The organism is Luteimonas sp. A611, assembly GCF_054072715.1.
Genome location: NZ_JBSVRP010000001.1, coordinates 1,885,126 through 1,906,080 on the forward strand (window position 1 = coordinate 1,885,126; position 20,955 = coordinate 1,906,080).

General features: G+C 69.2%; 20 protein-coding genes. 9 read left to right on the forward strand and 11 right to left on the reverse strand.

Going from position 1 to position 20,955, the window contains the following annotated elements:
* Positions 1-401: 401 nt before the first annotated feature.
* Positions 402-1,394 (reverse strand): RNA polymerase-binding protein DksA, encoded by a 993-nt coding sequence (dksA, locus tag ACW5EG_RS08395; RefSeq protein ID WP_457018336.1) that lies wholly within the window; start codon positions 1,392-1,394, stop codon positions 402-404.
* Positions 1,395-1,493: 99 nt separating this feature from the next.
* Between dksA and yidD the strand changes: the two genes are divergently transcribed.
* The 3 genes from yidD to ACW5EG_RS08410 all read left to right on the forward strand — a co-directional run bounded on the left by yidD (position 1,494) and on the right by ACW5EG_RS08410 (position 3,955).
* Complete coding sequence (yidD, locus tag ACW5EG_RS08400) at positions 1,494-1,727, forward strand: membrane protein insertion efficiency factor YidD (protein ID WP_457018439.1); 234 nt, start codon at positions 1,494-1,496, stop codon at positions 1,725-1,727.
* Positions 1,728-3,074 (forward strand): dihydroorotase, encoded by a 1,347-nt coding sequence (locus tag ACW5EG_RS08405; protein WP_457021257.1) that lies wholly within the window; start codon positions 1,728-1,730, stop codon positions 3,072-3,074.
* Between the two features lie 65 nt (positions 3,075-3,139).
* On the forward strand, positions 3,140-3,955 hold the full coding sequence (locus ACW5EG_RS08410; protein ID WP_457021418.1) for a M23 family metallopeptidase: 816 nt from the start codon (positions 3,140-3,142) through the stop codon (positions 3,953-3,955).
* A gap of 296 nt (positions 3,956-4,251) precedes the next feature.
* Here the strand turns inward: ACW5EG_RS08410 and ACW5EG_RS08415 are convergent, their stop codons facing one another.
* The 8 genes from ACW5EG_RS08415 to efp all read right to left on the reverse strand — a co-directional run bounded on the left by ACW5EG_RS08415 (position 4,252) and on the right by efp (position 12,353).
* Complete coding sequence (locus ACW5EG_RS08415; RefSeq protein ID WP_457018338.1) at positions 4,252-5,202, reverse strand: hypothetical protein; 951 nt, start codon at positions 5,200-5,202, stop codon at positions 4,252-4,254.
* Between the two features lie 17 nt (positions 5,203-5,219).
* Positions 5,220-6,893, reverse strand: a complete 1,674-nt coding sequence (locus ACW5EG_RS08420) for a sensor domain-containing diguanylate cyclase (RefSeq protein ID WP_457018339.1) — start codon at positions 6,891-6,893, stop codon at positions 5,220-5,222.
* 51 nt (positions 6,894-6,944) lie between these two features.
* Positions 6,945-7,862, reverse strand: coding sequence for a GTP cyclohydrolase FolE2 (gene folE2, locus ACW5EG_RS08425; RefSeq protein ID WP_457018340.1), 918 nt, complete (start codon positions 7,860-7,862; stop codon positions 6,945-6,947).
* Positions 7,863-7,935: 73 nt separating this feature from the next.
* On the reverse strand, positions 7,936-8,592 hold the full coding sequence (locus ACW5EG_RS08430) for a phytoene/squalene synthase family protein (RefSeq protein ID WP_457018341.1): 657 nt from the start codon (positions 8,590-8,592) through the stop codon (positions 7,936-7,938).
* Between the two features lie 21 nt (positions 8,593-8,613).
* The gene (gene gph, locus ACW5EG_RS08435) at positions 8,614-9,312 is read right to left on the reverse strand and encodes a phosphoglycolate phosphatase (protein ID WP_457018342.1); all 699 of its coding nucleotides are present in this window, start codon (positions 9,310-9,312) and stop codon (positions 8,614-8,616) included.
* Positions 9,309-10,025 (reverse strand): bifunctional 2-polyprenyl-6-hydroxyphenol methylase/3-demethylubiquinol 3-O-methyltransferase UbiG, encoded by a 717-nt coding sequence (ubiG, locus tag ACW5EG_RS08440; protein ID WP_457018343.1) that lies wholly within the window; start codon positions 10,023-10,025, stop codon positions 9,309-9,311. The genes gph and ubiG overlap by 4 nt, the downstream gene beginning before the upstream one ends.
* A 160-nt stretch (positions 10,026-10,185) precedes the next feature.
* Positions 10,186-11,529, reverse strand: a complete 1,344-nt coding sequence (locus ACW5EG_RS08445; RefSeq protein ID WP_457021258.1) for a TRZ/ATZ family hydrolase — start codon at positions 11,527-11,529, stop codon at positions 10,186-10,188.
* 257 nt (positions 11,530-11,786) lie between these two features.
* The gene (gene efp / locus ACW5EG_RS08450; RefSeq protein WP_457018345.1) at positions 11,787-12,353 is read right to left on the reverse strand and encodes an elongation factor P; all 567 of its coding nucleotides are present in this window, start codon (positions 12,351-12,353) and stop codon (positions 11,787-11,789) included.
* Between the two features lie 85 nt (positions 12,354-12,438).
* Between efp and epmB the strand changes: the two genes are divergently transcribed.
* Entirely contained in the window at positions 12,439-13,440 is a 1,002-nt protein-coding gene (gene epmB / locus ACW5EG_RS08455; RefSeq protein WP_457018346.1) for an EF-P beta-lysylation protein EpmB, read from the forward strand.
* 61 nt (positions 13,441-13,501) lie between these two features.
* A complete protein-coding gene (locus tag ACW5EG_RS08460; protein WP_457018347.1) occupies positions 13,502-15,592 on the forward strand; it encodes an EAL domain-containing protein in 2,091 nt (696 codons plus the stop codon).
* A 227-nt stretch (positions 15,593-15,819) separates the two neighbouring features.
* Here ACW5EG_RS08460 and htpX read toward each other — a convergent pair whose 3' ends face one another.
* The gene (gene htpX, locus ACW5EG_RS08465) at positions 15,820-16,716 is read right to left on the reverse strand and encodes a protease HtpX (RefSeq protein ID WP_457018441.1); all 897 of its coding nucleotides are present in this window, start codon (positions 16,714-16,716) and stop codon (positions 15,820-15,822) included.
* 113 nt (positions 16,717-16,829) lie between these two features.
* Between htpX and gluQRS the strand changes: the two genes are divergently transcribed.
* From gluQRS to phbB (ACW5EG_RS08485), 4 genes are all read left to right on the forward strand, one after another.
* Positions 16,830-17,747 carry a tRNA glutamyl-Q(34) synthetase GluQRS gene (gluQRS, locus tag ACW5EG_RS08470; RefSeq protein ID WP_457021259.1) on the forward strand — a complete coding sequence of 306 codons (918 nt, stop codon included), beginning with the start codon at positions 16,830-16,832 and terminating at the stop codon, positions 17,745-17,747.
* A 43-nt stretch (positions 17,748-17,790) separates the two neighbouring features.
* The gene (gene phbB, locus ACW5EG_RS08475) at positions 17,791-18,531 is read left to right on the forward strand and encodes an acetoacetyl-CoA reductase (RefSeq protein WP_457018349.1); all 741 of its coding nucleotides are present in this window, start codon (positions 17,791-17,793) and stop codon (positions 18,529-18,531) included.
* Positions 18,532-18,666: 135 nt separating this feature from the next.
* Positions 18,667-19,140, forward strand: coding sequence for a polyhydroxyalkanoate synthesis repressor PhaR (gene phaR / locus ACW5EG_RS08480; protein ID WP_457018350.1), 474 nt, complete (start codon positions 18,667-18,669; stop codon positions 19,138-19,140).
* Positions 19,141-19,204: 64 nt separating this feature from the next.
* Complete coding sequence (gene phbB, locus ACW5EG_RS08485; RefSeq protein ID WP_457021260.1) at positions 19,205-19,945, forward strand: acetoacetyl-CoA reductase; 741 nt, start codon at positions 19,205-19,207, stop codon at positions 19,943-19,945.
* A gap of 61 nt (positions 19,946-20,006) precedes the next feature.
* Here phbB (ACW5EG_RS08485) and ACW5EG_RS08490 read toward each other — a convergent pair whose 3' ends face one another.
* Complete coding sequence (locus ACW5EG_RS08490; RefSeq protein ID WP_457018352.1) at positions 20,007-20,927, reverse strand: M48 family metallopeptidase; 921 nt, start codon at positions 20,925-20,927, stop codon at positions 20,007-20,009.
* Positions 20,928-20,955: the final 28 nt, after the last annotated feature.

The following is a 20,955-nucleotide window of genomic DNA, read 5'->3' on the forward strand; positions in this document are numbered from 1 at the left end:
TGACGCGGAAGCGGCACGCAAGCTTCGCGCCCTGCTGGTCACGACCCCGCTACCAAAGAAAAGATTCTTCTCCCATTAGAGTGGAGCAGGCCGGGTGGGCTGGATCAGGTCTGCGGCCGGGGGTCGTCCCGGGCCGGGGGTTGCTCCCCGGCTCGGTCAGCCATCCATGGCTGACTCGCCGCCGCAGCGCATCCATGCGCTGCTCTCCGCAACCCCCGCCCCGGAACGACCATCGCCCAGTGACTGATGTGGCTTCGAACAGATGGCATCGAAGCTTCGCGCCAGAAGCAGCGGCGTCCAATTCGAAGCCCGCACGGGACTTCCAGCAACCGTGCCCACCTTCGCCCTTGATTGGGAGAAGAACCAAGAAAAACCCCGCTTTCGCGGGGTTTTTCTGGACCTCAGTCGCCCATCTGCTTCTGCATATGTTCCCAGCGTTCCTGGGCGTCGATGGTGCGTTCGGCCTGCGGGCGCGCCTCCAGCCGATCGAGGCCGATTTCCTCGCCGGTTTCGACGCAGTAGCCGTAGTCGCCTTCGCCGACGCGGCGGATGATGCTCTCGATCTTGTTGATCAGCTTGCGGTAGCGGTCGCGGGTACGCAGCTCGAGTGCGTTCTCGGTCTCGCGGCTGGCGCGCTCGGCCTCGTCGCCGACGTCACGCACCTCGTCCTTGAGGTTCTCGATGGTCTGGCGCGACTCGTCGACCAGTTCCTCACGGCGGCTGAGCAGCTTCTGCCGGAAATACTCCAGCTGCAGCGGGTTCATGTACTCCTCGTCCGCGCTCGGCCTGTAGCCCTCCGGGGGGATCGGACGGCCGGTTTCCGGATCGGTCTCGTAGGGCACCACCTTGACCTTGGCGCGCGGCGCCGGGGTGGAGGACCTGCCGGTCAGGGCGACCGCGACCTTGCCCTGCACGCGCGGGCGGTTGCTGACCCGCGCCGGCGATGCCTTGCTGGCCTGGGGCGCGGCGGGCGCGGCCTTGGTCTTCTTCGCGACCGCTGCGCTCTTGCTGGCCGGTGCCGGCGCGGCCTTGGCCACGGCGGACTTCTTCGGCGCCGGTGCCGGCCTGGCCGGGGCGGTCTTCACCGCCGGAGCCGCCGCCTTCTTCGCGATCGGCTTGGCCGCCTTCTTCACGGGCGCGGGCGCCGCCTTCGCGGCCGGCTTCACGACCGCAACCGGTTTGGCCGGCTTGCGGACCGCCGGTGCGACCTTCTTCGCCGGCGCCTGCTTTGCGACCACCTTTTTCGCAGCCGGCTTCACGGCCGCCTTCTTCACCGGCGACTTCTTCGCTGGCGCCTTGTTCACTGCCTTGGCTGCGGGCTTTGCCGCCTTGGCGATGGGCTTTGCCGTTTTCGCTGGCTGCGCGGGCTTTTTCGCCGACTTCTTGACTGCCACTTGATGCGATCCCTCTTGATTCCCTTGGACGGGAAAAGCGGGGTGTTATACCCTGCCCCGGCGGCAGCGGCAACCGCGCCGGAGTTTTCCACCATCGCCGTGATCGATCGCCTCCTCATCGCCCTGCTGCGCGGCTACAAGCGCTTCATCAGTCCGCTGCTCGGCCCGCGCTGTCGATTCGTGCCCAGTTGCTCGGAATACGCGATGGAGGCAATCGGGCGGTTCGGCGCGCTGCGCGGCGGCTGGCTGGCCCTGCGCCGGATCGGCCGCTGCCATCCCCTTCACCCGGGCGGCCTGGACCCAGTGCCGCCCAAGACCGATGGAAACGGCTGAATGTCCGACACCCTGATCGTGAACGCCCGGCTGGTGAACGAAGGCCGTGAATTCGAGGGCGACCTGCGCATCAGCGGCGATCGCATCGCCGCGATCGGCAGCGGCCTGTCCGCGCGGGCCGGCGAGACCGTGGTCGATGCCGCCGGCCGACGCCTGCTGCCGGGCATGATCGACGACCAGGTGCATTTCCGCGAACCCGGGCTCGAGCACAAGGCCGACATGGCCAGCGAATCAGCCGCGGCCGTCGCGGGCGGCCTGACCAGCTTCATGGACATGCCCAACACCAGCCCACCGACGCTCAACCGCGAGGCGCTGGAAGACAAGTATTCGCGCGCGGCCGGCCGCGCCCGCGCCAATTACGGCTTCTATTTCGGCGCCAGCAACGACAACCTCGAAGACGTGCGCGGCATCGATCCACGCGCCACGCCCGGGCTGAAGGTGTTCATGGGCGCGTCCACCGGCAACATGCTGGTGGACAACCCGCAGACGCTGGACGCGATCTTCCGCGACACGCCGGTGCCGATCATCACCCACTGCGAGGACACGCCGACCATCGACGCGATCCTCGCCGAGTATCGGACGAAGTACGGCGACGACATCCCGGCCGCATGCCACCCGGACATCCGCTCGCGCGAAGCCTGCATCAAGTCCACCCGCCTGGCACTGGAGCTGGCGCGTCGCCACGACACCCGCCTGCACGTGCTGCACATTTCCACGGCCGACGAGCTGGCGCTGTTCGAACGCGGGCCGATGATCCGTGCCGACGGCAGCCGCAAGCGCATCACCGCCGAGACCTGCATCCATTTCCTGCGCTTCGACCGCGCCGACTACGCACGGCTGGGCCACCAGATCAAGTGCAACCCGGCGATCAAGGACGCAAGCGACCGCGCCGCCCTGCTCGAAGCGCTGGCGGGGGACGTGATCGACGTGCTGGCCACCGACCACGCGCCGCACACCTGGGAGGAAAAGCAGAACCCCTACGTGCGCGCGCCCAGCGGGCTGCCGCTGGTGCAGTTCGCCCTGGTGGCGGCGCTGGAATGCGTGCACGAGGGACATTTCGATATCGCGCGCGTGGTGCAGAAGTTCGCGCACGCGCCGGCGCAGCTGTTCGATGTGAAGGAGCGCGGCTTCCTGCGCGAAGGTTTCTTCGCCGACCTGGTGCTGGTCGAGGACACGCCGTTCACCGTGCGGCGCGAGGACGTGCTCTCCAAGTGCGGCTGGTCGCCATTTGAGGGGACGACCTTCCGTTCGCGCATCGCCTCGACCTGGGTCAATGGCGCGCTGGCCTGGAACGGCGCCGAGCTGGTCGGCTCGCCGGTGGGCCGACGCCTGGAGTTCGCACGTTGAGGTCGGGTCGCAGCCTGCGGGCACGGACCCTGGCGGTTGCAGCCAGCGTGGCGCTCGCAACAGGTATTGCGGGCAGCCTGCCGGTGCTGGCGGATGCGTTGGCGCTGCCGGAGGCGGCCGCGTCGGACCAGCGCGTGGTCTTTCCTGCCAGCGTCCAGCAGGGCGCGATGGTGATCGGCAAGGTGCCGCCGGGCAGCGCGGTGGAATACGCGGGCCGGCGCCTGCGGACCACCGGCTACGGCACGGCGGTGTTCGGGGTGGGACGCGATACCGCCGGCCCGCTGTCGGTGAAGGTGCTCCGCCCCGACGGCAGCAGCGAACAGGTCCGCATCGCTGTCACGCCGCGTGACTGGCCGCTGCAGCGCGTGGACGGGGTGCCGCAGAAGACGGTCGATCCGCCGCCGGCCACCGCCGAACGCATCCGTCGCGAGCAGGCGCGCGTGGCCGAGGCACGGCTGCGCGACGACGCACGCACCGATTTCACCACGCCCTTCGTCCGCCCCGTCGAAGGCCGCATCAGCGGGCGCTTCGGACGTGCGCGCGTCTACAACGGCAAGCCGGGCGCACCGCATTCGGGCATGGACATCGCCGCCGCCAGCGGCACGGCGGTCAAGGCGCCCGCGGCAGGCGTCGTGACCTTCGCCGACCCGGACCTCTACCTCACCGGCGGCACCGTGCTGATCGACCACGGCCACGGCATCAGCAGCAATTTCCTGCACCTATCGCGGATCGACGTGAAGCCGGGCGACCGCGTGGAACAGGGACAGGTGATTGCGGCGGTGGGCTCGACCGGACGCTCGACCGGGCCGCACCTGCACTGGGGAATGAGCTGGTTCGACGTGCGGATCGATCCGCAGCTGGTGCTGGAACGACAGCTCTAGGACCGTCACTGCTCCGCACGCGGCGGCACGTTGCAGCCCCTCCGCGTCCCCTCGATCCGCCCCAACGCTGTCATCCCGAGCGCCAGCGAGGGATCTGCGCATGCAACCACCAAAGCCAGATCTTCCACTGCGTTTGGATGGCGTCGGCTGTGGAGCCGGTGTTTTGGCCACGGATGACGCGGATCAGGTCATGGCAGACCCCCGGTGAGTCGCTGCAACGCCATCCGTGCTGCTAATCCGCGTCATCCGCGCAATCCGTGGCAAAACCTTCGCCAGACTGGCGTCCCCCTTCAGGATCACCCCGCGTCGCGCTGCATCAGCCGTCCCAGCAGCGACAGGCTTGGCGAGACCGCCAGGTCCTGCGGCGAGACCAGTCGCGGGTTGGGGCTGGGCACCACGGTGCCGGGGCCACCCATCCGCGCGTCCACGGCTTCTGTCCCCGCGCCTGCCAGCAGCCCGCTCTGGCCCAGCACCGCCTGGCGTGCCAACTCCAGCTCCTCGTCGCTGATGTCCGCTAGCGCCTCGAACTCTGCATGCAGGCCATGCACCTGTGCGCTGCGCATCGAGTTGAGCTGCATCCGCGTTGCCTGCAGGCGCTGCTGGCCCTCGGGATGGAGCAGCGGCCAGATCTCGTCGAACAACGTCTTCCAGTCGATTTCCGGGAACGGCGCGGTGCCGCGCTCACCGACCACGATCACCGGCGCCAGCCGGCCCTGCGGCGTGGCCGCACATTCGGCGTAGGCGCGGTACACCACTTCGCTGCAGACCACGCTGTCGGTCTGGTCCGGCACGGCGTGGTCGAGGGCCACGCGGACCACCAGCCTGCCCAACGGGTGCGTCGGCCACTTGCCGCGCACGGCCATGATCGCGCCAAACAGGGCCAGCTGGTCGATGGGGTAAGGGGTGCCGAGCAGGCTCACCGCCCTGGAGAGCACGGCTGCACTGTCGGCGCCGGTCAGCGGGGCAGCGCCTTGGCCCTCCATCCGCAGAGCGTCGATAAAATGGTACTTGGTCTTGTTTTCCAGGCGCGTGGCGATCGGATAGCGACGCACGCCCGCAGTCGAGGCCTCGATCAGGTCGCCCGCGTCGGCCACGATGGCTGCGTGGCTGTAGATGCTGTCGCTGGCCCAGGCGATCAGGTCCGACAGCGGCCCATCGCCCATCATCAGCAGCACGTCGCCGGTGCGAAGCTCCGCTGCGGGAAGAGGAAGAGTAGGTGTCGCTGCTTTATCCGCTTGCATATCCATGGCGATGACTCCTTGGGTCACGTGGTCCAGAGGCCTTCCGGTGGGGAGGCGGCCAGGGCGCGGTCGCGCCCGGCCGACTTGCTGGCGTACAGCGCCGTGTCTGCCCGCTCGAACAGGCTGGACATCGATTCGCCCGGCGTCAGTTCGGCCACGCCGATGCTCAGCGTCGAGCGGATGCTGGCATCGGGCATCGACAGCGGCCGGCAGTTGACCGAGACCCGCATGCGCTCGGCGATCCGCAGCGCCGAGTCCGCGTCGTGGCCCGGCAGCACCACCAGGAACTCGTCACCGCCGTAGCGGCCGAGCGCGTCGCTGCGACGCAATTGATTGCGCAGCCGCCAGCACACGATGCGCAGGCATTGGTCGCCGACGCTGTGTCCGTGGCGGTCGTTGATGTCCTTGAAGCAGTCCACGTCGATGAACGCGATCGACAGCGAACCCTTGCGGTTGCGCGCGGCCTCGACTTCCTTGAACAAGCGCTCTTCGATGCCGTGCCGGTTCAGGGTCTTGGTCACCGGGTCGACCGAGGCCTGGCGGCTGGCGTGGTCGCGATCGCGGCGCAGCTGCAGCAGCTTGTCCGACAGGCCCAACGCCAGCAGCAGGCTGGCGAGGACGAAACTGCCGGCCAGCCCCTGGCCGAGCCACGTGGGGCCGACCCAGAAGCCCATCATCTCCGCAGCGGCCAGGCCGCAGAACACCATCAGCCCGCTCCACGAGGCCAGGACCACGCGTGCCGCACGTTCGCCCCTCAGCGAAAGCACGCTGCTTGCCGCCAGCAGGACCACGGCCGAATACAGCAACGAGAGGTTGCCCGCCAACGCGAGCACCTTCCAGGTCGCAAATACTGAAATGCCCCCCGCGACCGCTGCAACCAGGGTGCCCCCGCGAAGCAGGTGGTCGAACACGGGTGCCTTCCGACGCAGATCCAGGTAGGCGCTCTGGAACAGGTTGCTGAACACCACGCCCAGACACCCAAGGACGCGGTTGGCCCTGACATCACCGAACACGTCCGCGCCACCCAGCCAGCGCAGATCGCCGCTGATCGCCGCCAGGTAACCGAACGCAAAGATCAGCATGGCGCTGAAGTACGCGTAGCTGCGCTCGCCGGTACCGCCCCAGAACGCAAGCCCCAGGACCGCGAGTACCGCCAGGCTGGTCAGCACCAGGCTTCGCCAAGCGACGAACACCAGATCTTCCCGATGCACCTGGTCGCGCGGTTCCACCGACAGCGGCGACACATTGCTGGAGCGGTGCTCCACGCGCAGCCACACCGCCTGCCCCGCCGGGATCCCGTGGGGCAGGTCGATCACCAGGGCGCGGTGCGAGTAACGGTCGTCGGCATGTTCACCGTAGAGCGCGTGTCGGGTGGGCGCTACGGAACCGGGTGTCCAGGCTTCGACCTGGTAGTAGCGCGGCGAGCGCATCACCAGCTGCGGCGCGTCAGCCGCATCGATCGGTGCGGCGGCCTCGATCCTCCACCATTGCGCCTCGCGCCCGGCCTGCTGGAGATAGGGCGTCGGCTGTGGGGGTAGCAGCCGCGCGTCGTGCCGGCCTGCCAGCACCTCGGCGACCGGCGGGTCGTCGCGCAGTTCGCGCACGCTCAGACCGACTGCACCCGCCAACGACGGGCACAACAGCAGCAGGCACAGCAGCCAGCCGCACCACGCATCACGATGACGTGGATCCCCCATGGCGCGATCGTATCCGATCGCCGCTGTCGGGGAACCATCGGCGGACCGGGTTCAGCGGGCCGAGCTGACCCTCGCCACGGCGTCGTGGGCGTGCAGGCTCTCGAAATGCGACACGGTGGCCTCGAAACGCTCGACCCGCGCGTCCGCCTGCAGCGCCGCGGCAACACGGCGCGCGGCGTCCTCGCAGAACATCAGGTTGGCGGCGTTGAGCGCGGCAAAGGCCTGCTCGTCCTCGCGCTTGACCGCGGTCTGCACCGGCGTGCCCAGGCTGTCCTCGATCGCGTCGACCAGCTCGGCCAAGGGCAGCCGGTCGAAGGCGGGGCGCAGGCGCACGCTGATGTCGGCGCGGCTGCGCTGCGCGTGCGGCGTGGCGGCCAGCCCGCGCGGCGAGGCCAGCCAGTCATGGACGACGCCAACGGACAACGGTTCGGCCGCGGCGAAATCCCCGGCGAAGCGCTCCGCGTTGAGCTGCCGCGACAGCGCCGCGGAGGCGGGGCAGGTGCTCGAATACTCGACCGAGAACGCCAGGTCCAAGGCCAGGTGGCCATCGGCCAGTTGCGCCGAAAGTTCGACCGGGTAGGTCTTCCAGCCGCTGTGCCCGCTGGCCAGGGCGGGCCGCCGCAGCATGTGCCCGTAGCGGATCACCACGCGTGCGCTCGAGGACAGGCCCTGCTGCGAGTCGATGCAGTCCTGCAGCACCCGGCGCAACATCGCGTGGCCCGGCAATTCGCTGGCCAGCGCGTCCTGCAGGCGCAGGTAAAGCCGCGACATGTGGATGCCGCGGGCGTCGGGGTTGCACAGGTTCACCGCCACGTCGACCATGGCCGGCACGAGGTGGGTCTCCCCGCCCTCCCCTGCGATACGCAGCGGCAGCGAGATGCGGTCCATGCCCACCCAGTCGAGCACTCGGGCGGCGCGGGCGGCATCGCCGGCGACGTCGGGCAGGTTGCGGGCGGGGGTCTGGGTCACGGGACATCCAACAGCGGGAAAGGCGACAGTTTAACGGCCCAGGCTGCAACGCCCGCGCAACGCTGCGTTGTCGCTATCCGCAGCGCGCGGCGCGCCAGCCGGCAAGCAGCAGGCGCAGCGTTGCCGGTCGCACCATGGCCTCGCCGCTGGCCTGCCGGCGCAGGCGCTCGTCGAGGGCGACCTGGTGCAGGCGTCGCGGCCGGGTCAGGCCCACCGGCGCGGCACCCATGCCGGCTTCGGGCAGCGGGCCACCCTGCACCAGCGCGCGCATGGCGCGCAGGTCGCCTACGCCGGCGGCGAGCGCGGGACCCTGCACCGCGCTTCCGTCGAACAGGGCCGCCTCGCAGGCGAGCATTGCGCCGACGAAGAGTTCCAGTGCGCGGTTGTCGTCGCCTGCCGATTCGGGCGCACGCGTGGCGGGCAAGGCAGCCAGCGCCCGCCCCAGGGGTTCCCAGGGCGCCTCAAGCCGCTGCAGCGTCACGCCCAGCGGATGCCGCCGCGCGCCCCTGCTCCAGCCGACCAGTTCCTCCTGCCACCAGGCCAGCTTGGCCAGCCCCGGCGCCGGCTCCGCGCCGGCCCAGGCCGCATCGCCAAGCTCCTGCAGCAAGGTGAACCAGGCCGCGACCACGCCCCGCTGCGGCGCCGGCACGAAGATGGTGAGCAGTTCCCACTCGGGCCAGCGCGTGCGCCACTTGCCAAGGAAGCTGTCGAGCGAAGCGGAATCGTCCATCGCCTTATTGTAGGAGCGGCTTCAGCCGCGAACATCCGGCCAGACCGCCGGATCGAGCAGTTCCGCCGGCGCGTGGACCATCACGTCGCCCTGCCACGCCGCCGGATCGTCGCCTGCCAGCCTGTAGCCCCAGAGCGCGACCACCGAGGCCATGCCCGCGGCACGCGCCGCGTCGATGTCGCGGCGGTCGTCGCCAACGTAGGCGCAGACGGACGGATCGATGCCGATCGCCGCGGCCGCATGCAACAGCGGCAACGGGTGCGGTTTGCGTTCGGCCAGCGAATCACCGCCGACCAGCACGCCGCTGCGGCGGTCCCAGCCCAGCATCGGCAGCAGCTCGCGGGCCAGGCGCTCGGGTTTGTTGGTGACGATGCCCCAGCGCACGCCGTCGGCTTCCAGTGCGCCGAGCATCGCCTCGATGCCTTCGAAGGGCCGGCCGTGATGGCCGAGTTCCTCGCGGTAGACCTCCAGGAACTCGGGCACCAGCTCCGGTACGGCTTCGGCTGCCACGTCGGGGAAAGCGGCGGAGGCCATCGCCCGGGCGCCGCGCGAGACGTGGGGACGGATCGCCTCGAGCATCATCGGCGCCCTGCCCCGCGAGGCACGCATGCGGTTGAGCGTGGCGAGCATGTCCGGCGCACTGTCGAGCAGGGTGCCGTCGAGGTCGAACAGGACGCCGCGGGGGAAACGGCCGGCTGGCCGCGCCTGGGAAGTCGTCACGGCTTCAACGCGCACGCCAGGTAGTTCACGTCGGTGCGCGACACGATCCGGGCCGAGTTGCGCCACGGCTCGTACATCATGCCGCTGACATCCTCCAGCCCCAGGCCGGCGGCGCGCAGCCAGCCGGCCAGCTCGGACGGGCGGATGAACTCGCTGTAGCGATGGGTCCCGGTCGGCAGCAGGCGCGCGATGTACTCCGCACCGACGATGGCGAGTGCGAACGCGGCCGGCGTGCGATTGATGGTGGAGACGAACAGGCGTCCGCCGGGGCGCAGCAGCGCCGCGCAGGCATGGAGGATGGCGGCCGGATCGGGCACGTGCTCGAGCATCTCCATGCAGGTGACCGCGTCAAACGTGCCGGGCTGCTCGGCCGCGAGCGCCTCGACCGCCTGCACCCGGTAGTCCACGTGCACGCCGGATTCGAGCGCATGCAGCCGCGCCACTTTCACCAGCTCCGGGGCGAGATCGATCGCGGTGACCTCCGCGCCCGCCTTGGCCATGGCCTCGCTGAGCAGTCCGCCGCCGCAGCCCACGTCCAGCACCCTGGCGCCGGACAGCGGCGTGCGGGCGGCCACGTAACCCAGCCGCGCGGGATTGAGCGCGTGCAGGGGCTTCTGCGGACCAGCCGGATCCCACCAGCGGTTGGCGAGCGCGGCAAACCGGTCGAGTTCGGCCTGGTGGAAGTTGGTCCCGCGGGCGGAGGCAGTGCTCATGTCGGCAATCTCGATGAATCGGTCCAGTGCAAGCTGGGGGTTGGCGGCAGCCAGGAGGCTGGACGTGGATGGCGGTATGGATTGGTGATGGATTCGGGGGCCGATGCGCAGCGGCGCGAGCTATGGATTGCAGCCTGCACTGGAATGACAGCCGAACGGATCAACCGGTGCGGACCGTGGCGATGCGCTCGCGCCACTGCCGCGCATTGGCGACGATGGCGTCCGCATCCATGTCCACCAGCAGGCCGTTGCGCAGCTTCGCGCGGCCGCCGATCCACACGTCGTCGACCTGGTGGCGGCCGGTCGCATAGACCAGCTGCGAGACCACGTGGTACAGCGGCTGCGTCTCCAGTGCGGACAGGTCGACGCAGGCCAGGTCGGCCTGCTTGCCGGGCTCGATCGAACCGATCAGGTGGTCGAAGCCGATCGCCTTCGCCCCGCCGAGGGTCGCGGCACGCAGCGCCGTGAACGCGTCCAGCCCAGCGGCGTCGTCGGCGACGGCCTTCGCCAGCAGCGCCGCGGTGCGGGTTTCACCGAACATGTCGAGATCGTTGTTGCTGGCCACGCCGTCGGTGCCGATCGCGAGCGTGACGCCGGCACGTTCGAGCGCGCAGGCCGGGCAGAACCCGGATGCCAGCTTGAGGTTGGACTCCGGGCAATGCACCACGCTCACGCCGCGTTCGGCGCACAGGTGGATCTCGGCTTCGGTGAGCTGGGTCATGTGCACCGCGATCAGGCGGTCGTTGACCAGGCCCAGCCGGTCGAGCCGCGCGATCGGGCGCTGGCCGTGCTCCTTCAGGGACTGCTGTACTTCCTGCGCGGTCTCGTGCAGGTGCAGGTGCACGGGCACGTCGAGCTGGTCGGCCAGCATGCGCACACGCTCGAAGTTGGCGTCGCTGACCGTGTATGGCGCGTGCGGCGCGAACGCGGTGGCCACCAGCGGATCGTCGCGCCACTGGTCGTGGACAGCGCCGGCCTTGTCGAAATACTCGTCGTCGCTGGCGGCCCAGGCGGTCGGGAAATCGATCACCGGCAGGCCGATGCGTGCGCGGAAGCCGTACTTCCTGTACGTCGCCGCCTGCACGTCTGGGAAGAAATAGTTCTCGTTGACACAGGTCACGCCGCCACGCAGCAGTTCGGCGATCGCCAGGGTCACGCCATCCTCGACGAAGGCCGGGCTCATCACCGCACCCTCGATCGGCCAGATGTGCTCCTGCAGCCAGACCTTGAGCGGCAGGTCGTCCGCGACCCCGCGCAACAGCGTCATCGGGTTGTGGGTGTGGGCGTTGACCATGCCGGGGATCAGCGCCGCGTCGGGGCGCGACACCGTCTCCTTCGGCGCGAAGCGGCTGCGCGCCTGCGCGATCGGCAGGACCGCGACGATGACGCCATCGCGCACGACCACGGCGTGATCCTCGAGCACCACGCCATGCGGCACGATCGGCACGACGAAACCGGCTTCGATCAGCAGGTCACAGGCCTGGGGAGGGGGAATGTCCGTCATGCCGACATTCTGACAGGTCGCATTGGACGCCGCGTTGAAGGCCGGGCGCGTGCCCATTTGCTTGCCTGCCGCTCCGGACCGGCGCAGCGGACCCGACAGCAGCCGCACCACTGATTGGAAGAGACCCCTCGCCTGCGGCTCGGGATGACGCAAGGCACGCGCAACGCGCGTGGCGATGGGCGGCCTCGCCCCGGATGAGATCCCTCGCCTGCGGCTCGGGATGACGCAACGGCACGCGCATCGCGCGTGCCGTTGCGTCACTTCACCCGGCTGACGTATTCGCCGGAGCGGGTGTCGACCTTGATCATTTCTTCCTGGCCCACGAACAGCGGCACCCGGACCACCGCGCCGGTTTCCAGCGTGGCCGGCTTGCCGCCGCCGCCGGAGGTGTCGCCGCGCACGCCAGGGTCGGTCTCGGTGATCTTCAGCTCCACGAAGTTCGGCGGCGTCACCATGATCGGCGTTCCGTTCCACAGCGTGACCACGCAGGTCTCCTCGCCCTTCAGCCACTTCTCCGCGCCGCCCATGCCGGTCTCGTCGGCCTGCACCTGTTCGAAACTCTCCGGATTCATGAAATGCCAGTACTCGCCATCGCTGTAGAGGTACTGCATGTCGGTGTCGACCACGTCGGCGGCCTCGACCGAATCGGTCGACTTCATCGTGACTTCCTGCAACCGGCCGGACTTGATGAGCCGATAGCGCACGCGGGTGAAGGCCTGGCCCTTGCCGGGCTTGACGAAGTCGGTCTCGATGATGATCGCCGGTTCGTTGTGGACCAGGATCTTCTGGCCGTTCTTGACGTCGTTCATGCCCAAACTGGCCATGGGGTCTCCTGCTTGGCCGCGCGCGGGCGGCTAGAATGATGGGATTGGACTCCCGGCGGGGCCGGGCGAGGAATACGGACCACTCATGATAACTGCTGCCCCTACCCGGCTGCAGCCGCAGGGCTGGCAGCAGGCCTGGCGCGACGCGGTGCGCGACCCGCGCGAGCTGGTCGCGCTGCTGGGCCTGGAGGCGATCGTGCCGGTCTCGGATGCCGCGACGGCGGCCTTCGCGCTGCGCGTGCCGCATGCCTTCGTGGCGCGGATGCGGCGCGGCGACCCCCACGACCCGCTGCTGCGCCAGGTGCTGCCGCTGGACGAGGAACTGCGGCCCGTGCCCGGCTTCAGCCTGGACGCGGTCGGCGATGCCGACGCCGGCGCCGGCCAGGGCGTGATCCGCAAGTACGCGGGGCGCGCCCTGCTGGTCGCCACCGGCAGTTGCGCGGTGCACTGCCGCTACTGCTTCCGCCGCCACTTTCCCTATGCCGAGCAGAGTGCGGCGTCAGGTGGCTGGCAGGCTGCGGTCGAGGCGATCGCGGCAGACGACTCGCTGCACGAGGTGATCCTGTCCGGCGGCGATCCGCTGTCGCTGGCCACGCCCAAGCTCGCCGAGCTCACCAGCGCGCTGGCCGGCATCGGCCACGTACGGCGGCTGCGCATCCACACGCGCCTGCCGGTGGTCCTGCCTGAGCGGGTGGACGAGGCCCTGGCGGCTTGGCTGTCGGCGCTGCCGTGGCCGGTCTCGGTGGTGCTCCACGCCAACCACGCGCAGGAATTCGATGCCCAGGTCGATACCGCACTGGCACGGCTGCGCGCGACAGGCGCGCTGCTGCTCAACCAGGCCGTGCTCCTGCGCGGCGTGAACGACAGCCTCGACGCGCAGGTGGCACTGCACGAGCGCAGCTTCGACGCCGGCGTGCTGCCCTACTACCTGCACCAGCTCGACCGCGTCGCAGGCGCGGCCCATTTCGAGGTGCCGGACGCTGAGGCACTGGCCTTGCATGCCGCGCTGCGTGGACGGCTGCCGGGTTACCTCGTGCCGCGACTCGTGCGCGAAGTGGCGGGCGACACGTCCAAGCGGCCACTGTGAGCGTCGGCGATGGACGCCAGCAACCGGCCATGTCATAACGCGGCCACATGGAGAGGAACACATGTCGATGAAGTCTGACAACGCCTTGCGCCTGCTGATCGTGGACGATCGGGTCGAGGACGCCGAGGCGCTGGTCAGCGGTCTGCGCAACGCCGGGATCGCGGTCCGCCCGGTGCGCGCGGCCAGCACAGACGAACTCACGGCGGCGCTCTCGGGCCCGGCCGACCTGGTGCTGGCCGCGCTGTCTTCGCAGTTACTGCCGTTCGCCGACGCCGTACAGCTGGTCACCGGCTGCGGCAAGGACCTGCCGGTGGTCGCGATTGCCGACCAGCTCGACGAAGCGCAATACGACGCCGCGCTGAGCCTCGGCGCACGCGCGGTGGCGGTCCGGCACCGGCCGCAGCAGGTGCTGTCGCAGGTGCGCAACGAGTGGGCCAATCTCGACGCGCGCCGCGCACAGCGCCGCCTCGAGTCGCGCGTGCGCGAGACCGAGCGCCGCTGCGACGCGCTGATCGACTCCTCGCGCGACCCGATCGCCTACATCCACGAAGGCATGCACATCCGCGCCAACGCCGCCTACCTGGAGATGTTCGGCTACGAGAGTTTCGAGGACGTCGAAGGCATGTCGCTGCTCGACATGGTTGCGCCGCAGCACGTGGAGGGCTTCAAGCAACTGCTCAAGTCGCTGGCAAAGGGCGACCCGCCGCCGCCGCGCCACGAACTGGAAGCGCGCGATCTGGACGGCAACGCCTTCGCCGCGTCGATGGAGTTCACCCAGGCCCAGTACGAGGGCGAGCCCTGCCTGCAGGTGGTGTTCCGCCGCCAGGAGTTCGACCCGGAGCTGGCCCAGGAGCTGGAGGAGCTGCGCCAGCGCGACCAGGTCACCGGCCTGCTCAACCGGCCCACCTTCCTGCGCTCGCTGGAGGACGCGGTCGACGACGCCGGGCAGAAGAACGGCCAGCACGGCCTGCTGATGATCGAGCCGGACCATTACCACCGCCTGCTGCAGGACATCGGCCTGGATTCGGCCGACGCACTGTTGGCCTCGATCGGCCAACGCCTGCAGGCGTTGCTCCGGCAGGACGAGCTGGGCGGCCGCGCGATCGGCGCACGCTTCTCCGAGCACACCCTGGCGGTGCTGCTGCGCGGCAGCGACTATGCCGCCACCTGCGCGCTCGCCGAGAAGATCCTGGCCGCGTTCTCGGCCGACGTGTTCCAGATCGGCACGCGCTCGAGCGTGATCAGCGCCAGCATCGGCGGCGTGCAGATCGGCGAGAAGATCGCCAGCATCTCGCAGGTGCTGGCCAAGGCCTCGCAGGGCGTGGAATCGTCCAGCGGAGTGGGCGGCAACCGCTTCGAGATCTTCGACCCGGCAGCGGTGGACCGCGCGGAGGAAGAGCACGTGCGCGCCTGGGTGGCGCGCCTGCGCGAGGCACTGGACAACCAGCGCTTCGTGCTGCATTACCAGCCGACCATCAACCTGCAGGGCGACACCGGCGCCACCTACGAGGCGCTGATGCGCCTGGACCCGGGCGACGGCCAGCTGATCGCACCGGGCAACTTCCTGCAGATCGCCGAAGACCACAGCCTGCTCGGCGAGATCGACCGCGCGGTGCTCAGCCACGCGATCACCGCGATCGGCCAGCGCATCGCGTCCAACCGGCCGACCACACTGCTGGTCAAGGTCAGCCAGGCCGCGCTGGACGACCCGGGGCTGGCCGAGTTCATCGGCCAGCAGCTGCAGGCGCATGGTGTGCCTGGCGAGTACCTGGTCCTGCAGTTGCCCGAGGCCAAGGTGTTCACCCACCTCAAGGCGACCCAGGCCTTTGCCGATGCGATCGGACGCTTCGATTGCCGGCTGTCGCTGGAGCAGTTCGGCATGGGCCTGGATTCGTTCCAGCTGCTGGCCCATCTCAAGCCGAACCTGGTCAAGATCGACCGCAGCTTCATCGAAGACCTGCCGCGCAGCACCGACAACCAGAACCGGGTGCGCGAGATCGCCAACCGCGCGCGCGAACTGGGCATCCGCACCATCGCCGAACACGTGCAGGACGCGGCCAGCATGTCGATCCTGTTCTCTTCGGGCGTCGACTACGTGCAGGGCTTCTTCCTGGCTTCGCCCGGGCCGTCGATGAACTACGACTTCGAGTAGCAGGGGGCGCTGCCCGGGACGTCTGGGGACGCTGTCCCGGACGTCTGGGGACGCTGCGCCCTGGCCCGGCCGGTCCAGCGATCTCCGGGTTGCCGGCATTCCAGCGAACGTTGGAAGCGCTTTTCAACAGCCCGAAGGGCTGGTCATCCATTGACCTGCAGTTGAACGTCAAAATGGATCCCGGCGTGCGCCGCGTGCGCCGGGATGACGAAGGCTGCGATCACGCCTTAAACCGCGATCCCCTCGCGCAGCGTCTCCGGCGGTGCGCTGCGCAGCGCGGCGATGCGCTCTTCCAGCGGCGGGTGGCTCATCAGCAGCCGGCGCAGGCCGAAGCCGGGCGATCCGCTGATGCCGAAGGCGGCGATCTGCTTGGGCAGAGTGTTCGCGCCCTGGTTTTGCGCGAGGCGCTCGAGCGCGGCGATCATCTTGTGGCGGCCCGCCAGGGCGGCGCCGCCGGCGTCGGCGCGGAACTCGCGGTGCCGCGAGAACCACATCGCGATCATGCTGGCAAACAGCCCGAAGATCATGTCCAGCACGAACACGATGGCGAAGTACGCCATCCCGCCGCCGTTGTCGCGGCCGCCGCTGAGGTAGCCGTCCACCACCCGGCCGACCACGCGTGCCAGCACGATCACGAAGGTATTGAGCACGCCCTGCAGCAGGGCCATGGTCACCATGTCGCCATTGGCCACGTGAGCAACCTCATGGGCGAGCACGGCTTCGGCCTCGTCGCGATCCATCGAGCGCAGCAGGCCGGTCGAAACCGCCACCAGCGCGTTGTTGCGGTTGGCGCCGGTGGCGAAGGCGTTGATCTCGGGCGCGTCGTAGACGGCCACCTCGGGCATGCCGATGCCGGCCGACTCGGCCTGGCGGCGGACAGTCTCCACCAGCCAGCGCTCGACCTCGCTGCGCGGCTCCGCAATCACTTTCGCACCGCTGAAGCGCTTGGCCGTCCACTTCGACAGCGCCAGCGAGATCAGCGAGCCGCCGAAACCAAACAGCGCCGCGAACACCAGCAGGCCGCCGAAGGTCGACGGGTTCACACCGAGAACGGACATGACGATGCTGACCAGCGCCAGCACGGCCAGGTTGGTGAGCAGGAACAAAGTGATGCGCTTGAACATGTGCAGGCTTCCAGAGCTGGCGCGTGGGGCGCCGGTCATTGTGATCGATTATGGTTGGCCACGATGAATTTCAAGTCGCGGGGCAGCCCGCGCGCCTCCCCATTCAGCCGCACATGCCCGACCCCGCCCCCGTCCATCGCGGCCGCTTCGCGCCCTCGCCCACCGGCCCGCTGCATTTCGGCTCGCTGGTCGCCGCGCTGGGCAGCTGGCTGATGGCGTGCCGCCGGTCGGGCGGCCAATGGCTGCTGCGGGTCGAGGACATCGATCCGCCACGCGAGGTGGCCGGTGCCGCCGCGGCGCAGCTGCGCGCACTTGAGGGGTTCGGGCTCCACGGCGATGGCCCGGTGCTGTACCAGGGCGGTCGTGGCGCGATCTACCAGGCGGCGCTCGACCGCCTGCTTGCGCGTGGCGACGCCTTCACCTGCCACTGCAGCCGCGCCGCTCTGGCCGCCAGCGGCGGCATCCATCGCCGCTGCGTGCCCGGCGCGCAGCGCGACGATCCCGCCGTGCGCCTGCGCGTTGCCGACGGCACGGTCATCGCCTTCGTCGACCTCGTCCACGGCCCCGTGCGGCAGGACGTGGCCGCCGAAGTCGGCGACTTCGTGCTGCGCCGCGCCGACGGCCCCTGGGCCTACCAGTTGGCGGCGGTGGTCGACGACGCCGCCCAGGGCATCACCGAGGTCGTGCGCGGCGCGGACCTGCTCGATTCCACCGCCCGCCAGATCCTGCTGCAGCAACGGCTGGGCTTGTCGACGCCGGCATACGCGCACCTGCCGCTGGTCGAGGACGACGACGGACACAAGCTGTCGAAGTCGCATGCAGCGCTGCCGGTCGATGCCGCGGCCCCGATGGATGCAATGCGCGCGGCCTGGCGCGTACTCGGCCAGGATGCCGAGGCGGTCGTGTCAGCCCGCACGCCTGCGGCGTTCCTCTCCCGTGCCCTGCCCGCGTTCGACCCCGCCCGCATTCCGCGCGGCCCCGTCCCGCTGCGCGCCGCGATGCACAACACATCTGTAGCCTGCCGCGACTAGACTGGATGCGGTGCCGCGACAGCGGCGGAAGAGGATGAAGGACATGGCAACTCGCGTGGCTCTGGTGACCGGTGGAACCGGTGGGATTGGCACGGCGATCTGCAAGCGGCTTGCAGACCAGGGCCACAAGGTGGCGACCAATTATCGCAACGAGGAAAAGGCGCGCGCCTGGGAAGCGCACATGAAGGCCGACGGCTACGAGTTCACCCTGGTCAAGGGCGACGTCACCTCGCCGGAGGAAGCTGCCGCGATGGTGCGCGAAGTCGAGGAGAAGCTCGGCCCCGTCGAGATCCTGGTCAACAACGCCGGCATCACCCGCGACGGCACCTTCCACAAGATGGTTGCCCAGCAGTGGACCGACGTCATCAACACCAACCTCAACTCTGTGTTCAACGTCACCCGCCCGGTGATCGAGGGCATGCGCGAGCGCAAGTGGGGGCGAATCATCCAGATCAGCTCGATCAACGGCCTCAAGGGCCAGTACGGCCAGGCCAACTACGCCGCGGCCAAGGCCGGCATGCACGGCTTCACCATTTCGCTGGCGCGCGAAAACGCCAAGCTGGGCATCACCGTCAACACGGTCTCGCCCGGCTACGTGGCCACCGACATGGTGATGGCGGTGCCCGAGGAAGTCAGGGCCAAGATCGCGGCCGACATCCCCACCGGCCGCCTGGGCAAGCCCGAGGAGATCGCCTACGCGGTCAACTTCCTGGTCGACGAGCAGGCCGCGTGGATCACCGGCTCCAACCTCGACATCAACGGCGGGCATCACATGGGCTGGTGAGCCCCGTTTGCCGTACGGCAGCGGAGGCCGGCCTGCCCGGCCTTCCTGCCTGTCCGCCGCAGCCACGGCCCCGGCTTGCAAGCCGTGCTGCGCTGCGCCATGCTGCGAGGCACCAATCCTTCGAGCAGTTGCTCCATGGCCTCGACCCGGATCATCAAGAAGTATCCCAACCGTCGTCTCTACGACACCGAGATCTCCAGCTACATCACGATCGAGGATGTGCGCCAGCTGATCGTCGACGGTGAGCAGTTCGAGGTCCGCGACGCCAAGTCCGGCGACGACATCACCCGTTCGGTGCTGCTGCAGATCATCTCCGAGCACGAGTCGAACGGAGAGCCGGTGCTCTCGACCCAGTTGCTGAGCCAGATCATCCGTTTCTACGGCGACTCGATGCAGGGCTTCATGGGCAGCTACCTCGAGCGCTCCATGCAGGCGTTCCTCGACCAGCAGCAGCAGTTCCGCCAGCAGATGGGCGGCGTGCTCGGGCAGACGCCGTGGGCGATGATGAACCAGCTCACCGAGCGCAACATGGAAATGTGGAAGGAACTCCAGAAGAACCTGACCGGCAGCGTCGGCCAGAAGCCGGACCCGGACCGCCGCGGTCGCTGACCGCGCCGGCGCTTCCGCGACGCGCGACGCGCGCGCCCCGTTTCCCACCTCCCAAGCACTCCGCATGAACAATCGCGTGGCCGTCGTGACTGGCGGCATCGGCGGGCTCGGCTCGTCCATCTGCATCCACCTCGCCCGCGCCGGGCGTCGCGTCATCGCCGCCGACCTGGGCAATGACCCCACCCGCATCTCCAACTTCGAACGGCAGGTCGAAGGCCTCGACGTCCGTTTCGCGACGCTCGACGTCTCCGACTTCGACGCCTGCGCCGCCTTCGTCCAGGACGTCGAGCAGACCGACGGATCGCTCGACGTGCTGGTCAGCGCCGCTGGCATCACCCGCGACACCACGCTGCGCAAGATGGAGCGCTCGCAGTGGGATGCGGTGATGTCGGTCAACCTTGACAGCGTGTTCAACCTGTGCCGGCACGCGGTCGAAGGCATGATGTCGCGCGGCTTCGGCCGCATCGTCAACATCAGTTCGGTCAATGGCCAGACCGGCCAGTTCGGCCAGACCAACTACTCGGCCGCCAAGGCTGGCATGCATGGCTTCACGATGGCGCTGGCGCGCGAGGTTGCGCGCAAGGGCGTGACCGTGAACTCGGTGTCGCCGGGCTACTGCGAGACCGCGCTGGTCGCGGCGATCCCCGAAGAGATCCGCCAGGGCATCGTCGACCGCGTGCCCGCCGGCCGCCTCGGGCAGCCGTCCGAGATCGCGCGCACAGTGGGCTTCCTCAGCGACGACGAGGCCGGCTACATCACCGGCGCCAACATCCCCGTCAACGGCGGGCTGTACATGGGGTTCTGACCGCGGGCAGGCACGGTCGCCGCGCGTTTCGCGACGATGCGCACGCGCCTCGCGCGCCAGCTCAGGGCTGGCCCGCCGCCGCTCCCTGCCCGGTTTTGCAGAAGCGCTTGCGGTACTCCAGCGCCTTTGGCATCAGCGACTGCAGGTTGGCTATGCGCGTGCCGGGGTTGGGATGGGTGGACGAGAATTCCGGCTGCGCCTGGCCACCGCTGGCCTCGCCCATGCGCTCCCACAGCGGCACCGACTCCTGCGGATCGAAGCAGGCGGCCGCGGCCAGCATCAGCCCGACCTCGTCGGCCTGCGTTTCGTGCTTGCGCGCATACGGCAGCAGGTAGCCATAACCCATCGCGGCCATGATCATCTGCTGCTGTTGCGGATCCATGCCGCTCATCGCGCCGGCCATCTGCCCGACCTGGCTCAGCTTCTGCTGTGCCATCCGTTGTGCGCCGTGGCGCAGCAGGGCGTGCGCGATCTCGTGGCCCATCACCACCGCCATCGCGTTCTCGTTCTGCGCCACCGGCACCAGGCCGGTATAGACCGCCATCTTCCCGCCCGGCAGGCAGAACGCGTTGGCCTGGTCGGATTCGATGACGTTGACCTCCCACTGGAAGTCCTGCGAAAACGTCGGCGCCTGCTGGCCGTTTTCCGCGGCAAGCGCGGCCTCGACCTCGGGCACCTTGTCCACCAGGCGCTGCGCGATGCCGCGCACCTGGCGCGCGATCTGCGAATCCGGATCCACCGGCTGCTCCTGGCCCAGGATCTCGCGATAGGCCTCCAGTCCAAGGGCCTTCTCGTCCTCGATCGACAGGCTGCGGTCGATCAGCACCGACTCGCCGGTCACCGCGTCCACCGACTGGTTGGAAAACCAGTAGTACACGCCGTAGCCGGCAAACAGCAACAGGATGATGAAGCGCGGGTTGATGCCGCGCTTGCCCCCAGCCGGCTGCTGCCGGTTACGCCCACCGAACGGGTCACGTCGCATCGCTTCTCCTCCGGCCCCAGCCGATCAG